Here is a 15,642-nt window from a genome sequence, read left to right as displayed (position 1 = left end):
GGATTGGTGCTTAACCGAAGATTTCCTTCTTGTTCTCGTCGGTGACGACCACCACGCGCGTTCGGAACTTCCAGCCGCCCGACTCGAGTTTTTCGGGGGTCACGATTTTGACGACCTGGCGGCTCTCGTCTTTGCCGACCTTCTTGAACTTATCCGCGAAAGTCCGTGCTTTGGCCATGGTCTACTCCTTTGCAAGCGGACAATATAGGTCCGCGCGATGATTGCCGCCACCCCGATTCGGCCCAGGGTCGGGCTATTTAAGCAACAACATCTTGCGTGTCGACGAAAAGCGCCCTGTCGCGATACGGTAGAAGTAAATCCCGGTTGCCATCGAAACCCCTCGTTCATCGGTCCCGTCCCAGCCGACCCAGTGTGTTCCGGGTGGCTGCTCCTCGTCCAGCAGTGTCATGATGCGGCGACCAAGTACGTCATAGATCGACAACGTGACCATCGAACGCACAGGGAGCGAAAACGAGATGACCGTCGATGGATTAAACGGGTTGGGGTAGTTCTGGGCCAGTGTGTAGTCCTCCGGCACGAGGTGTCTGGTCCGAATCTCCCGCAGCATCCCGCCCAGCGCCGCATGACCGGGACCTTCTCCGGGGCAGTACTCCAGCGCGGCCAGGAGCGCGTCCACTATCCCCTCGGGAAAGGTCGACGCCTCGGAAATCCACTCGGCCATCAGAGTCTTGGCCAAGCCGGTATCGGAGTCGAAATGCTCGGCAATCGGGCAGATGTCCAGCGAGTCGACTTCGCCGTCTCCATTGGCATCCGCGTGAGTCGCCGCGCGCGGGTTCCACGAGAAGGCGGGCTGAAGAAAGAACGCGTTGGACGCCGCCGGGCGCGACGGACCCAGGAGCCGCCAATAGCGTCCCAGCGGCAGAACATCGGCTTCATCGACTCGACCGTCATGGTTGGCGTCGCCGGGATACACTGCCGGGCCCGTGAAGAAACGCAGCACGAAATCGTCGGCGGGTGAGCCCTCTTCGATCCGATCGCCGTCACCATCGAGACGGTTTCCGTTGTTGTCGGTGATCACGGCTCTGACCGTCAGAGTTACCGTGTCATCCGGGGGAAACCAGGCGCCCGGCACGAAGGTGAGGGTGCGTGCGGTTGTGATCGTGGTGCCGGAGATCTGGCCGGCCTTGCGGCTGCTGACAAGCACGGCGGTGTCCAAACCTCCGAAGACCATGTTCTCATCGAATTCCACCCGGAGTGTGCCGTTGACCAAATGTTCCTGATCCGCCCCGGGGATCGTCGCCGTCACCAGCGGTGGAATCAGCTCCGATACGCCACGGCCGGTCAGCATAATCGTCGTATCCGGGGCGGCCGGATCATTGGAGCGGATGCGCACGGAGCCGGGGAGATTGCCGGTCGTGGTGGGACGGAATGACACGATCCAATTGACGAATGCCTGGGGTGCCAGCGTAACCGAATCGGCATTCATCGTGTACATCGATCCGACCAATGTCGGCTTTTCCAATCGCACGAGAATCTCGGAACCGACGGCCGCTTCGTTGACGACGGTCAGCGTGCGCATGATGGAACTGTTGACCAGCAGGCGCCCGAAGTCCAGCGGCACCGGCGCAATCTCGATGAGTGACCTGGCCACGCGGTTCCACGGCCGGACCGCGGCTTTGATGATGTTTCGGAGCGAGTCGACCGCCCACAGCGTGATCTCGTACGTTCCCGACGGCACGTCGGATGTCGGCGCCACGGTCAGGATGCCATCGGCTGTCGGCGGCACGTCCCCCTGCGAAGAAAACTGAAACGACACGCTGCCGCGCGACGGCACGGGGGTCAATCCGGCGGAGAAATAGAGCGGATGGTCGTACGGCAGAATCAATGTGTCTGTCTCGAATGAGTAGCGCACTGTGTCGTCGGATGCGCCCAGAGAATCGAGGATGGCGGCGCGAAAACCGCCGACGCGAATCGTCCGCTCCGATGACGTATCGGCGCCGCATGGATTTGACACCCACATTCCCGCCGCGTAAACTCCCGGCGCGTAGGCATGGGCCGGGCTCGGCAGAGCGGAAACCGCTCCATCACCAAATTGCCACGACCATTGGGTCGGATTGTTTCCCGATTGATCGGTGAATTGGACCAGCTCCGGCTCGTAGAGACTGTCGGCGCTCAGATCGAATACCGCCTGCGGTATCGAGCCGATGGTGAGAGAGTCCGGGATCGGGACTGTGTCCGTCCCGCAGACATGGGTGATAATCAGCTTTGGCAGGTACCGTCCAACTTCGGCATAGAGATGTGAGGCATTGCTTCCGTTGGCACTATCCCCGTCCCCGAACAGCCAGCGGCTCGTCGACACGGCCCCGGTGATGTTTCCGATCAAAGCGATCGTGTCGACACCGGCGCAGCCAAAGAGCGTATCGGTCCGGGGAAGGGCCGTCGGGCGAGGGACCAACTTGATGTAGTTTTGCCGGATGGCCGTGTCGGCTCCGCATTCGCCCTGCACAATCAGGCGCACACTGAACGTGTCGCCCTCGGCATAGGTGTGCGATGGCGTCGAGTCCGACGACGTCGTGTTGTCACCGAAGTCCCACGACCACGCCACGATCGGGCGATCGCTGATGTAATCGAAGTCCACCGTGTGCGGATTGCAGACAGGGGGCACCGCCGTATCGTAGGAGGACACGATGGCGACATCGGGTCGCATGCCGACGCGAATCGAGTCGGCTTTCGTGATGGTGATCGTGTCGCAGGCGTTGACGAGCGTGAGGCGGACGCCGTACACTCCGGGAGTGTTGTAGATGTGCGTCGGCGCGGGTTGCGTCGATGACCCGCCGTCGCCGAACGACCAATGGATCGAGTCGACCTCGGCGCCGGCGGTGAAACCGAACGTGACGGCATGCGGGGCGCATCCGTCGGGTGCGCTCATGGTATAATCGCCGGTGATCGGCGCGGCGACGTATATCGTTCCAAACGCCGTGTCGGCATCCAAGTCACCGGACGCGATGAGGCGGACGGTGTAGTCGCCGGGATTAACGAACGAGTGTGTCGGGTTCTTCAGCGTCGAATTGCCTCCGTCCCCGAATGTCCACGCGAACTGTTCATCAAGGCACTCGGAGGAGTTTACGAAGGTGACGGCCAACGGCACGCACCCCGACGTGTCGCTCGGGCTGAACCTCGCGACCTTGTGATCGTCATAGAATTCATCGCCGCCAATGTCGATCGCCCCTTCGTTGGGCCTGCTCTGTCCATCGAGATCGAATCCGCCTCCCGGAGGGATGAATGGGTACCCCGCATTTCGCGCCGGGGAGGGGCAAGTCAGATGGTAGTCGCCGGCGGCGGCGCCAAGGAACAACGGATCGGTGAACTTCCAATCCGACAGAGAGGTGAAATTGGGCGGAACGGCGTTGCCGCTCCCGTTGCCAAAGTACACGCAGTTCCGCAGTATTTCGGGAAACGGCTCCGATTCCGCCAACGCGTACAATCCGTATCCGGGCGCGTTGAAGGCGATGATGTTATTCTGAAAAAACAGTATCGAGGACGTATCGATCAGCGTAACGCCGGAGACAAACAGCCCCGCGTGGTCTTTGCCTGTCGTGCTGTTATAGGCAACGGTGTTGTTCAGGAACGTCACGTTGGCCGTTGCATACAGCGCCACGGCTCCGGCGACGTTGTCCGCCTCGTTGTCCACGATCCAGTTTCCGGCGATCACGCCGGGGGCGCCTCCCTGGTACTCGATACCCCCGGCAGCATTCAATCCTGCGTTCCTGGTGATGACGCAGTTGATGACATTTCCACGTGTCGGCTCGCGAACGGTGATCCCCCCGGCGCAGCCGTCGCAGTCAGAGTCCGTCACGACGTTTGCCGCCACAGTAAACCCGATCAATTCCTGAACATCATCGACATTGCCGGCATTCAGAACGACGGCCGATCCGTCGCCGCTGCCGTCGCCGACAATGCGCGTCGCAAACGGTCCCTCTTCGGAGACGAGCCGGACCTTTTGATTTTGCGGATACAACACGCGCTCGGGATAGGTGCCCGGCCCGACGATCACGACGAGATTCGGGATCGGCAGTCCCATCGCCTTCGAAATCGTCTTCAGCGGGAACTCCTCGGAGCCGTCGTTGTCGAAGTCGTCGCCGGTCGCGCTGTCAACCCAGAACGTGTCCGGCAGAGCGCTCAGTATTTCGAAGCAGACATAGCCGGTGTCCGACGAGTTGTATCCATCGTCGACCACGAAATAGATCGTGTCGGTGCCCGGCAGCAACGGGGCGATGTATTCGAAGCTGCCGTCGGCCGCGCTGAAGAAATTGGTATCGCCCACAATGGGGCCGCCGGTGATCGCGTAGCTCAACGGGTCATCGTCAGCGTCCGTCGCCGGAAGCTCCATCTGTTGCGTCTCGTCGACGATGACGCTGACACAGGTGTCGTGTGCAACAGGGGGAGAGTTGATGGTGATGACACCGGGAACGAACGATACGCCGTACTCGGCTGTCCCATCGAAGAGACCGACTGTGTCTGTCGGTCCCACGCCGATGCAGGTGCGATCGATGGTAAACGTACCGGCGCTGTCGTTGGCGGCAAACCGCAACATCATCGAGCCGCCGACGTCGGCCTCCGGCGCCAGGGGCCCCGCGGCCAACCCGGCGTCGCGTTTGTAGAGAACCCCTTCGGGGGAGGAAACGACCGGATGCATGCTGGTGTCGTTCGAGGCGAATGCGCCGCCGAAGCCGATTTCGCCGTAGCAGGAGACGCCCGGTTCGACACTGGCATATCGGGCCGTGGCCACTGATTCATCCATCACGCCTGCGACGCCGAGACGCTCGCGATATTGGATTGCCAGTTCGGTGATGAACGATCCGGTCGTGCCCGCGTCGATCCGCAACGGCACTGTCATCCTTTGAACCGTCAGTGTGCGATTGACGAGTCGAACGAAGACACTATCTGTCTGTCCGGCGGCAACCCTTTTGGAACCGACGATGATCGAATCCGCCGATCCCGGGGGCGCTGCGTCGACAACTGTGATCATGACGACCTCGGTGTCCGGCAACAGACCGTCGCTGGCGAAGAATCGGACGTTATAGACTCCGGCCTGCGAGTAGTCCGGTGCGAACGAAAAGGTCCCGTTGCCGCTGCCTAAGTCGATGAAACTGGCATTCGGCGGTATGTCGGGCGCCAGAACCGATAAGACCGGAAACGTGCCGTCGGCATCGGTCGCGCTCACGGTGATCTCGAGGAGGTCGCCTTCGTTGACGAATTGGGGAGGAATGGGAACAATGACGGGCCGATTATCGACGGTTACGTTGCCCTTCACGAAACTGACGTCGCGATTCATACCCAGATCGTCTATGAACTGAATGGAGGTGCTGGGCGCGATGCAGGCCGTGTCGATCGTAAAAGTCCCAATGCCGGGGGGGATGTCGACGATCAGCTTCATCGAGCCGTCGCTATCGGTGCCCGGTCCGAGCATGTTGGTGGGATTGAGGTCTTCGCGCCAAAGCATGAAGCCCCAACGCAGCCCGGTCAAACTCACCGGCGCCGCGCCGGAGGCCAGAACCATGCTGGGATAACAGCCCATCGGTGTATCGCCGAAGTGATCCCAAATCAGAGTCGCGTCCAGAGGGCCGGGCAACGGGAGCCGGTCGCCATACCCCAGAGCGAGACTCGTGGGGTATGTGCTGAAGGCGCGAATTTCCAGCGGCACGCGAACGCTGCTGAGGGACGCAGTATTCTGCAGATAAATCGGTATCTCCTGGCCAGGCGCGCCGGGAGTGAGGACGACAGTTCCGATCTTCAGCGAGTCCTGTGCTGTCGAGCTGCGCGCGCTGAGAAGGACTGTGGGCGCGAGAACGGCGATGGTGATGATGGCACGGCGGGTCACGCAGAGATTCCTGACCACTTAAGAGACGCACCCGATCGGAAGGTCGCAGCCCCCTGAACCGACGGTCGCGACGAGTCGGCGCCTCTCCGAATGCTCAGTTGACAATCGAGTACGATACGAGACCCCAGGACGTCTGTCCGGCCACGGCCTCGTCCGGTTTCCCCTGGCTGGTGTGTACCAGGCCGACACCCGGGGCAAAGTGCCATTCGCGCGTACCGTAGGTTTCATCGGACCGGACATAGACCAAGCAGTCGAATGTCCCTGCAGGAACGGAGATTGACTCGGCTGACACGTTGACGCTCGACACTTCACCCGTCGCCAGCGACACATATTGATAGCCATCATCAATATCCGCCGGATAGCGAAAGCAGACATCATCGCGCCAGGCGCCGTCGCCGTAGAACCCGATGACTGTTCCACTATCGGTCGCTTGCGCGAGACTCTCGCTTCCGTCGGATTGCCTCAGGCGACGATAGGCACCGCCGTCGACGACCGCGCTCCCGGCGACTCTCATTGTGACGTCTCCGGTCTGTCTCATTCCGGAGGATTCACGCTTGAACCGGGCGTACGTCCAACGGTTGCCGTCACTCAACGGCAGCAGCATGTCGGCCGCGAGCAGTTGAGTGGTGATTTCGACCTGCCCCGTTTCCAGGATGAGCGCGTCGAATCCGGTCACGAGCGCGCCATTGGGCCGCTCGAGGCGGATCGCGCCTCCCAGCGTGATGTCGGCCGTACCGGCCTTCTTCTTGTCAAATGTAAACGTCACCAACCGGCCTGATCCGGAGACGCCGGACTGGTCGCCGCCTGTCTGCCGCGTCCGTGAGATCGCATGGGCGATGTATCCCTCCCCCTCATCGAGCGACAGCGAGATGAGTTCTGCGGAGGGATCGCCTCCCTTCAGGAAGTCCCCTTCTTCGTCACCCACAAAACTGAGCAGGGCGGTGTCGTAAAAGAGCCGGAACGACGCTCCAAACAGCGTGTCGACATTGTGCACGTCGACGGACACATCGACCAATGATCCGCCGAGCAGCGAGACGCGCTGGAACAACGGCGACGGGCGCAGCATTAATACGGTCGGCCACAGGCGAATGTTCAGCGTGTCGCGGAACGACTCGGCGATGCGTAAGGTATCCCAGCCGCGAAACAACAGGATGTCGCCGGACGTGAACGCCCGCAGCACGAAGGTGGACAGGCCCAGATTTTCGGGGTCCAGTCGAAACTCGACTTCGCCGCCTTCGAGTGCGCTCGTATCCACCGACGCCGTACAGGTGGTGTCAAAACCCTCGCACACCGACAATGTCACAATGCTGATCAGCGATGCCAACTGCGGCGATGGATCGGTCAGCCGGATTTTCAGAACTGTTTCCGTTGCCGGTGCAGTTGAGCGATCGGCCAGTGAGCATCCGGGGGCGAAACACGCCGCCAGGAGGCATAACAGCATGCTCCGAACATAGTGCCAGGCGCTTGAGTCGACCGTTCGCATCAGAGGCAATCTTTCCCGTTATGCAAGGTGTGTCAAGGCCATTCACGTCATCGCGTTGCGCGATCCGGTAGCCGCATTTGCAGGCAATTCGTATGTTGACACCTTTCAGAGTGCGCCGATACGTTGTTTCGTTCGTTTCGGCCCAGCTTGGTTTGGGCAGGTTCAGCACATGATCGATCGCACGGTCGGCGGCTACCGCATCCTCGAGAAACGGGGCGAGGGCGGTATGGGCACGTTCTACAAAGCCGTCGATCTGCGCCTGGAAAGAATCGTCGGTCTCAAAACGCTGCGCCCGGAGCTGTTGGATCAGCCGGGACTGCTCGAAAAACTTCAATCGGAAGCCAGGGCTCTGGCGCATCTCGATCATCCGAACATTGCCCGGCTGCTGCACTACCTGGTCGAAGGCAATGAGCATTTCATCGTCATGGAGTATGTCAATGGTTCCGATCTCGGAGTTCATGTGCGCCGGGAAGGCCTGTTGCCGCTCGAACAGGTCGGCCGGATCATCGGGCAATCGTGCGCGGCGATCGGTTATGCCCATTCCCGTCCGCTGCCGGTCATCCATCGCGACATCAAACCGTCGAACATTCTGCTCACTGACGATGGCCAGGTCAAAGTCACGGATTTCGGAATCGCCAAGATCCTCGGTGTTTCCGCCAAGACGCGAACCGGGATGGCGACCGGCTCCCTGCCGTACATGGCGCCTGAGCAGATTAAGGGCGGCGATGTCGATGCGAGGACCGACATCTATCAGCTTGGGGTGACGCTCTTTGAATTGTTGACCGGAGTTCGGCCGTTTCAGGGCGAAAACGAATACGAGATGATGACTATGCACCTGGAACAGCAGCCGCCGCGAGCTTCGGCGACCAATGGGCGGGTGCCGGAGGCGCTTGATGACGTCGTCCGGAAAGCCATGGCCAAACCGCCCGATCTGCGTTTCCAGAACGCGCGTGAATTCGCCGAGGCCGTCTCCGGCGCGATCAAGGGTCGGAGCACTCCCCGGCATCCTCTTGCCGGTGTGGACGAAGCCACGGTATTCCCCGGTGCCGACGCGCCCAATCGTCGTGCGGAGACATTGCGACGGCCGGCGAAGGGTCCGGAGCTGCCGCCCCGAAGGAGGATGCACGGCGCACGGTATGCCATTCTCGGCGTCGTTGTGATCGTTGTGCTGGTCGCCGCATGGTTCACGTGGATGAAAAACCAACCGGCCGCCGCGCCAACTGAGTTTGTGATGTTCGTGACGACTGAGATCGACAATCCGGCGTTGCTGGAGCACATCGACAGACTCGAACTGTCTGTCGATGATTCCATGGTCATTCCACAATCCCAGGCCCTGACGGTCACGAGCGGACTCATCCAGGCGCAGATGCTCGTGCCGGATGGTTCGCTGATTGGGGTAAGCATTTTGGGCCTTGGCCCCGGAGGCGACACGCTGGTCGAAGGCGAGCGCTCTGCATTTGTCGATTCCGACTCGGCACGCTTCGCCGTGGTGTTGTCGACGACGCCCTCGGCCAGGAAATTATTAGTCGCTGCGGAAGATCGCCCGCTCGATGGCAGCGGCGGCGAATCTCAGCCGCGGTCCGGATCCGAGACGAAACCGCCGCCGGTGCAGCACAATCTGACCATCGACATCGTCCCATTTGATTTGCGCCGGCGTGTCGATCAGGTGTGGATCGACGGACGGCCGCACGGCGGATCGCTGCCGATTCAGGCGGCGGCAATGAAAGGAACGCGGTCCATCCGCTGGCAGATCGGCGAGGGACTCTGGACCGACACAATCACCATCGCCGAGGGGGACCGTCGGCTGGAATTGTTCTATGGCGAGGGGCGCGGACGTCTCAGTGTGTCGGCAGACATTGTCGGCGGAGCGGGATCGGCGAAGATTGCATTGGACGGCGTCGAACTGCCCTATGGGACCCCGGTCGATCTGCGCGACATTGTCGTCGGGCCGCATCGGATCGAGTTGATATTGGACGGATATCTTCTGGATGGCGGCATGCACATTGTCCGCGTGACGGCGGGACGCACAGAATTTCATGGCCGGATGATCCCAATCGGTGCGGACTCGCCATAACCGTTTCCGGATTACGTGATACGCTTGCGCCTGCGGGATGTGTATAATGAGGGTTACGTCAACCGGACGACCCGTACCGTACTCATGACGGAGGGATTCGCATGAAAAAACAGACAGTGACGCGATGGACCATTCTCTTGGGGCTGGCCCTGGGGTTGCTGGCGCAGCCGCTGGTGGCCACCGCCGACGTCCCGGAGTCGCTCACGCAGGCGAAAAAGCTGTACAACCAGGGGAAGTTTGCCGAGGTCATCGACCTTCTGACGACACTGGCCGAGCAACCATCGCTGGCAAAGCCGGAAGCGAAGGAGGTGTATCTGCTGCTGGCCAAAGCCACCGCCGGGAAGAGCTTTCTCGATCAATCGGAGGAGTATCTGCGAAAGGTCCTGGAGATCGACCCGGACTTCGAACTCGACCTGAAGGTCGAGCCGCCGCAGGTGCAGCGTGTGTGGCTGAAAGTCGACGAGGAACGCCGGTCTGGTGATCGTCCCGACCCAGGTCTCAAGACGCTGGCGGTGCTGTATTTTGAGAATACCTCGGTCGTCGACAAAGAGAAGCTCGATGGGCTTTCCAAAGGGCTCTCTGCCATGCTGGTGACTGATTTGGCCACGTGTACGACGTGTACTACATTGCAAGTTGTCGAACGCGAACGGATCCAATACATCCTCGACGAGATCAAACTTGAGCAGTCTGAATACTTCGAGGACCAGAGCGCGGTGCGAGTCGGCAAGTTGTTGGGCGCCCACGTGCTGCTGATGGGCTCTTTCACCAAACTCTCCAACAGCAAGATGCGCATCGATGCGCGACTGGTGAAAACCGAGACCGGCGAATTGCTCAAAGCCGACAAAGTCGAGGGCAAACCAAAGGATTTCGCCAAACTGCAGGCAGAACTGGCTCTGAAGATATTCGCCCACCTTGACGTCACGATCCAGAAATCCGTAGAACGGGCCATCCGTGACGAGGGCCGTCAGCCGCTGGACGCCGTCCTGGCCTATACGCGCGGCCTCAACTACGAAGACGAGCAAATGCTCACGGAGGCATTTGCCGCATACAAGGAAGCGCTGGCCGCCTATCCGGGACACCAGGCCGCGCGCAACCGTTTGGTAGCACTGGAGCCGCTCATGCTCGCGACCGGGGGCTGAAGCGGCCGAAACTCGATCATTGACACGTGGCCGCGTGGCCGGTATTCGTAATGGCCGTGATGAGGAATTCCGAGGGCTGCCGTACGTCGTCAGGCGCGGCGCTGTGGCTGTGCGGAGCCGGACTCGCCATCCTGTTGGCCGGCGGCTGCGCCTCCAGCAGCAGCCGCTTGGCATCGACCGCCATGCGGGAGGGCGATTACGAGCGCGCCATGTCGTTTTTGACCGTGCTCGCCATCGAGAAACCGACGAATGCGAAAATCCGCGCGCGTCTCGGTGAAGCACAGTACCGTTCCGGGTTGATCGTCGAGGCGGAAAAATCGTTCGGCGATGCGCTGACGCTGGATCCACGCCTTGCCGCTGCGCATTTGTATCTGGGGTACATCGCCGAAGGCGATGGCAAGGTCGAAGAGGCACTGCGCCGTTATCAACTGTATTTGGACATCAAAAGCGGACACGGGCCGGCGGCGGCCGATGTCGCGATGCGCATCGAGACGTTGCGCAGACATCGCGCACAGACATTCGCGCAAGAACAGATCGCCCGCGAGAATGAGCTGAAGCCGGGCCGGTATTCGGATTCGACCATCGGCGTCGTCTACTTCAACTCCCTACTGCTCTCCGAATCGTTGCGACCGCTGGCGAAGGGGCTGGCGGAGATGTTGGTCACCGACTTCTCCAAGGTCCCCGGTCTGCGTGTGGTCGAGCGACTCCAGACGCAGAAGCTGCTGGAGGAGCTGGAGATATCCCAGACGGCGGCGTTTGATTCATCCAGTGCGCCGCGCCTCGGCAAGCTGCTCGGCGCGGCTCATGTGCTCGGTGGCGACGCCTCGGAATTGACACATGGCCGTCTGCTCATCGATCCGCAATTGGTCTCGACAAAAACCGGCAATGTGCAGATCACCGAAGAACAAAGCGGTGAACTCAGCCAGTTGTTCCGTATGCAAAAGCGGATTGTCGTCGATGTTTCCGACCGTCTGGGCTTCAAGCTCTCGGAGGCGGACAGGGACTCGATCGACGCATTGCCGACCGAATCGTTCGTGGCATTTCTGGCCTACGCGCGGGGGCTTGACCTTCAGGATCGGGGCTTGTACGGAGATGCGCTCAGGGAATTCGAGCGCGCCGCCGATTTGGATCCGCACTTTGCGGCGGCAAAACAGAGCGCACAGAACGCCAAACTCCTGTCGGCCGCTGCGGCCGGCGGTGAATCCGGTAGTCTCGACCAATTCCGAGAATCGACTTCGGAGAACACCGAGTGGACCGAGCAATTCACCGACCCACGGGACCGGTTATCGACGCAGAGCCGCAACACGGGATTCATCCCCGAAGTCGGCACGGCATCGCGCGGCGATCAGCCAAGGACACCGCCGCCGGCACCGACGTCGGTTATTATCCGAGGACACTTTGATGATCGGCCGTAAGGTCATTGGCGTTTGGTGCGCGCTCGCTGTGTGCGCCGGGAACGCCGGAGCACAGGCGCCGCTTGCGGTGTCGGTTCCGACGGTGGTCAGTCAGGGCTTGACGTACCTGTCATGGACAATCAGCGGGGATGAAGATTTCAAGATTGCGCAGTTGCACGCTCCTTTGATGTTGCGCGCGCCTTTGCGCCAAAACATCGGCCTGACCGTGTACTCCGGCGCATCTCACTCCTCGGCCGACTGGGATGTGGACGGCGACAATCTCGGCGGATTGTTGGATTCACGGGTGGAGGTGGAAGGATCGTTTGCCGATGGACGCATCCTGTTGGCGGGCGGGGTTTCGCTGCCGACCGGGAAAACGCAACTGACACGCGCCGAACAGCAACTGGTCGGCTGGCTGGCATCGGACATATTCAACTTTCCACTGAAATTGCCGGGAGAAGGATTCGGCATGTTCGGTGAGTTGGGTGTTGCGGCTCCGGCGGGACCGTGGGCCGTGGGGTCGTCAATCGGACTGCTGATCAACGGCGAGTACAGCCCGTACGAAACGCCCCTGGACTACAAACCCGGATCACGATGGGTCTTCACCGTTGGCGCGGATCGTCGCTGGCGCAACGGCGGCTCGATGTCGGCGGACGTTATCCTTGTGGGCTTTACCGATGATCAGGCCGACGGGGAGGCGATCTTCCGCGAGGGCAGCCAAATCGACCTGCGCTGGCATGGACAGGGCGTGCGCGGCAGAATGATGTACGAAGGGGGCCTGCGTTACATTATACGCGGCGAGGACCGCCGTCTCGATCCCGATCAATCCGAGTTGGTGAAGGAAACACACAACACGAATGGCTCGGAATTCCGGTTTCTGCTCAGTCCGCACATGATGATCACCCCGGCCGTTTCCGCATGGATTGCACTTGAGGGGAAGTTTGTCGGCGCGAATGATTACGCCTCGTCCGACCCGTTGTATCAGGACGCGGCGCGGCTGATCGGCTTCGGAGGCGGCGCCGATTTCAAAGTCCACGACAACGCCACTCTCGGCGGCGGTGTCAGAGTCTGGAGCGGATCGGCCGATGGATCGGCGTCGTATGATCGGCTCGATTTGTCGGGATTCGAAATCGTCGAACGTCTAACAATTCAACTCTGATCCACTCACAGGAAACAAATTGCGGTGATGACCCGGATATCACGGCCGGATGTGATAAAAATCAGGCGTTCGCGGGCACGAAGGACGTTGTGTCTGAACGCTTTCCCTGCCATCGCAGTGCTCTGCGTGTTTCCTGCGATTATTCGTGCGCAGACGGAAGAAACCGTGCCCACGGACCCTCCGCGTCGCCCCCCATTCGTCATGATCGATGGGTGGCCGGCGGCGCAGGAGAAGGCCGACTTCGCGATGGCCGCCACGGCGACACCGCCGGAACGGGCGGTCGCTCGGCTCTGTGCTTTCTATGGACGGCATTTTGACCCGGACGAAGCGTGGCGCCAAAGTCCTTCGCCTCTGGAATGGCCTTCGATCTTCGCCGGGCAGCGAATGAAATCACGCCGCAGCGGTGCGGAGATGAAGATTCTCCTGCAATCGCAAAACCTCGCTTTTCGCCGGATCATCTGCGGCGGCGAGCGGGAAATGTTCGATTCCCTGACGGCCGCACTTGACAACAATATTCCGGTCGCCGGCAATGCACCGGAGAGCCCGGTCTTCTACGGATATGACCGGCGCGAGCCCGGACACTGGTGGTGGGTCACCGCCGGCGACAGGGCGCAGATTGTCCTGGAGGCCGAGCGCATCAGGCGGTTTGTGTGGTGGGACGACGACCCAGCCGCCAACATCATGTGGGCGGTGTTCGGCACGACCGAGTTTGAGACTCGCCTCCCGGAGCCGGGGCAAAGGGAATTCAGGATGCTGGAGGCGGTTCAGCGTTCGGTGCAAGGGAACCCCGTGATCGATCTGCCCCCCTATCCGCAGTCCCTCGTGCAACTGCGCGACAGTCTGACGATGTCATTGTCGCTGCCATTGTTGCGCGATTCGACGGCAATCGCCGATCCGCTTGGAATCGACGCCGCAATCAGAGCGCGCGGCGGAATGCTGGACGCCCTGGGTCAGGTCATCCCACTGTCCGCCGACACATCCTTAACAGAGCCGTTGCGGCTCGCGCTGTACTTCTATACGTCGTCGCAGGAATCACTGGGGCAGTTAAGACAGGTGATGTATGGCTCCGAGGGACATGTGACGGGTGAGGCCCTGGCGCAATCGTGGGGGAATGCCGCCGTTCGGCGCCGTGCCGCCGCTCTCCTTAATGAAGTCCTCGCGGTCGAACGCAAGGCGGCGGAGGCGATCGGGCTGGCGCTGGCCGCGCGGTCCGAATGACGGAGTGCGATTACCACCACCCCGTGAGCACATCCTGTGTCCAGCACTGCATGCGGCTGACTTGATTCGGCGTAAAGAGGGTCGAGCATGAATCGGGGCCGTACCCCATGTAATTCTCCGGCTGCGTGGGTCCCCAGGGAGTGCCTTCGCAGTCGGCTCCCTCGGGCGGCAAGCAGGCGTAGTTGACCGGCGTGGGCGGCGTGTCGGCCGCAAAATCACCGCGCAAATCGCCTTCGAATCCGCTGGCAAGTCCGATGCAGTCGGCGCACGAACCCGACGAGTAGACGTACTGGTGCGTATGCCACAGTCCGAGACAATGCCCCATCTCGTGCGAGGCGATTCTGGATTCGCCACCGGCCACCAGCCGATTCAGCCAGAATCCCCCCTGATTGGTCAGCGCTTCATCTCTCCAGGGAAAAGTGGCGATCCCGCTGATATGGAATCCCGGACTTGCATCAGAGATATAGATATTGCACTGCGTCTGGGGCGATTCCGCGTAGACGGCCTTCAGCGACGCGAGTTCGCTTAAGCTGGCGACCGAGGCGAACTGAATGTCGTCATGAAAGCGGGTCGCGACGAGGTTGAACTGGATCGCGGAGCCATTGACGGCGAAATCCTGATTCATCTTGTCGATTGTGGCATCGACCGTCTCCTGAGGCAGGAAGCCCCAACAGTTGTCGCTGCCGACCACGTGGACGATCACATTCACGAGCATATCGACGAATAGGGTGCCGTCTCGCGTCATGGGATCATCGCACGGGCCCTGTAACGGGCAGCCGGCGCCCTTTGTCAGCGGGATGGTGTGATCGGTTCCGCACCAGTCTAAAGATTCCGTCGCTTTCCGACTTGCAGTGATTGCGTGTGCGCCGCCGGCGACAGGGGCCAAGGGCGTCAATGCGCACGGGTTGCAGAATCGGTCGGCCGGATCGATCGCGCGGAATGCGACATCGATCATCGCCACCATATCGAAGACATCGATCGCACAATCGCAATCCACATCGCTGCGGCTGGAGTGCGGGCACATGGGGTCGGGCGCAGTCGTCCGTCCCCGGAAAACCTCGTCGACCAACGCAAGCACGTCGAAAACATCCGTGACACCATCGCATACGGGATCGGCGTGACAAGTACAGTCACACTGAGCAGAGACCACCGTCGGTACGAGTGCGACAGTGAAGACTACGATCGCCAGCGTCACGCCCCCTTGTCGGCAACATCGAACGCCCATCTGAACCTCCGAACGGCTCGGCGGGTTGTGCGGATACTACGATCCAGAATATGCCGGACTGGCTCCTTTGTCAACCCGATGGTTGATCCGGAACGGCGAACGTTCGTT

At 61.0% G+C, this 15,642-nt stretch carries 9 protein-coding genes; 5 read left to right on the top strand and 4 right to left on the bottom strand.

Annotated features, from left to right (window positions below):
• Window positions 1-10 precede the first annotated feature (10 nt).
• From VGB22_04405 to VGB22_04395, 3 genes are all read right to left on the bottom strand, one after another.
• A complete protein-coding gene (locus tag VGB22_04405; protein HEX9750521.1) occupies window positions 11-178 on the bottom strand; it encodes a hypothetical protein in 168 nt (55 codons plus the stop codon).
• Window positions 179-253: 75 nt separating this feature from the next.
• Window positions 254-5,842, bottom strand: a complete 5,589-nt coding sequence (locus tag VGB22_04400; GenBank protein HEX9750520.1) for a PKD domain-containing protein — start codon at window positions 5,840-5,842, stop codon at window positions 254-256.
• A 94-nt stretch (window positions 5,843-5,936) separates the two neighbouring features.
• Window positions 5,937-7,325, bottom strand: a complete 1,389-nt coding sequence (locus tag VGB22_04395) for a cohesin domain-containing protein (protein ID HEX9750519.1) — start codon at window positions 7,323-7,325, stop codon at window positions 5,937-5,939.
• Between the two features lie 169 nt (window positions 7,326-7,494).
• On the opposite strand from VGB22_04395, the gene VGB22_04390 reads away from it, so the two are divergent.
• The 5 genes from VGB22_04390 (at window position 7,495) to VGB22_04370 (ending at window position 14,309) form a co-directional block, all read left to right on the top strand.
• Window positions 7,495-9,399 carry a serine/threonine-protein kinase gene (locus VGB22_04390; GenBank protein HEX9750518.1) on the top strand — a complete coding sequence of 635 codons (1,905 nt, stop codon included), beginning with the start codon at window positions 7,495-7,497 and terminating at the stop codon, window positions 9,397-9,399.
• Between the two features lie 101 nt (window positions 9,400-9,500).
• Window positions 9,501-10,538: a CsgG/HfaB family protein gene (locus VGB22_04385; GenBank protein HEX9750517.1), complete on the top strand. Its 1,038-nt coding sequence runs from the start codon at window positions 9,501-9,503 to the stop codon at window positions 10,536-10,538.
• A gap of 59 nt (window positions 10,539-10,597) precedes the next feature.
• Window positions 10,598-11,953: a tetratricopeptide repeat protein gene (locus VGB22_04380; protein ID HEX9750516.1), complete on the top strand. Its 1,356-nt coding sequence runs from the start codon at window positions 10,598-10,600 to the stop codon at window positions 11,951-11,953.
• The gene (locus VGB22_04375; protein ID HEX9750515.1) at window positions 11,940-13,091 is read left to right on the top strand and encodes a hypothetical protein; all 1,152 of its coding nucleotides are present in this window, start codon (window positions 11,940-11,942) and stop codon (window positions 13,089-13,091) included. Before VGB22_04380 ends, VGB22_04375 begins: the two co-directional genes overlap by 14 nt.
• Before the next feature lie 165 nt (window positions 13,092-13,256).
• Window positions 13,257-14,309 carry a hypothetical protein gene (locus VGB22_04370; GenBank protein HEX9750514.1) on the top strand — a complete coding sequence of 351 codons (1,053 nt, stop codon included), beginning with the start codon at window positions 13,257-13,259 and terminating at the stop codon, window positions 14,307-14,309.
• Between the two features lie 10 nt (window positions 14,310-14,319).
• Here VGB22_04370 and VGB22_04365 read toward each other — a convergent pair whose 3' ends face one another.
• A complete protein-coding gene (locus VGB22_04365) occupies window positions 14,320-15,387 on the bottom strand; it encodes a M43 family zinc metalloprotease (protein ID HEX9750513.1) in 1,068 nt (355 codons plus the stop codon).
• Window positions 15,388-15,642 lie beyond the last annotated feature (255 nt).

The sequence above is a fragment of the Candidatus Zixiibacteriota bacterium genome (assembly GCA_036397555.1).
In the GTDB taxonomy this organism is placed as follows: Bacteria; Zixibacteria; MSB-5A5; order WJJR01; family WJJR01; genus DATKYL01.
The sequence above is the reverse complement of the archived record's forward strand: the minus strand, read 5'-3'. Positions and strand labels throughout refer to the sequence as shown.

Bases quoted from the DNA above. Each gene is read 5' to 3' on its own strand.
- VGB22_04405 (HEX9750521.1), bottom strand. From the start codon at position 178: ATGGCCAAAGCACGGACTTTCGCGGATAAGTTCAAGAAGGTCGGCAAA.
- VGB22_04395 (HEX9750519.1), bottom strand. From the start codon at position 7,325: ATGCGAACGGTCGACTCAAGCGCCTGGCACTATGTTCGGAGCATGCTG.
- VGB22_04390 (HEX9750518.1), top strand. From the start codon at position 7,495: ATGATCGATCGCACGGTCGGCGGCTACCGCATCCTCGAGAAACGGGGC.
- VGB22_04385 (HEX9750517.1), top strand. From the start codon at position 9,501: ATGAAAAAACAGACAGTGACGCGATGGACCATTCTCTTGGGGCTGGCC.
- VGB22_04380 (HEX9750516.1), top strand. From the start codon at position 10,598: ATGAGGAATTCCGAGGGCTGCCGTACGTCGTCAGGCGCGGCGCTGTGG.
- VGB22_04375 (HEX9750515.1), top strand. From the start codon at position 11,940: ATGATCGGCCGTAAGGTCATTGGCGTTTGGTGCGCGCTCGCTGTGTGC.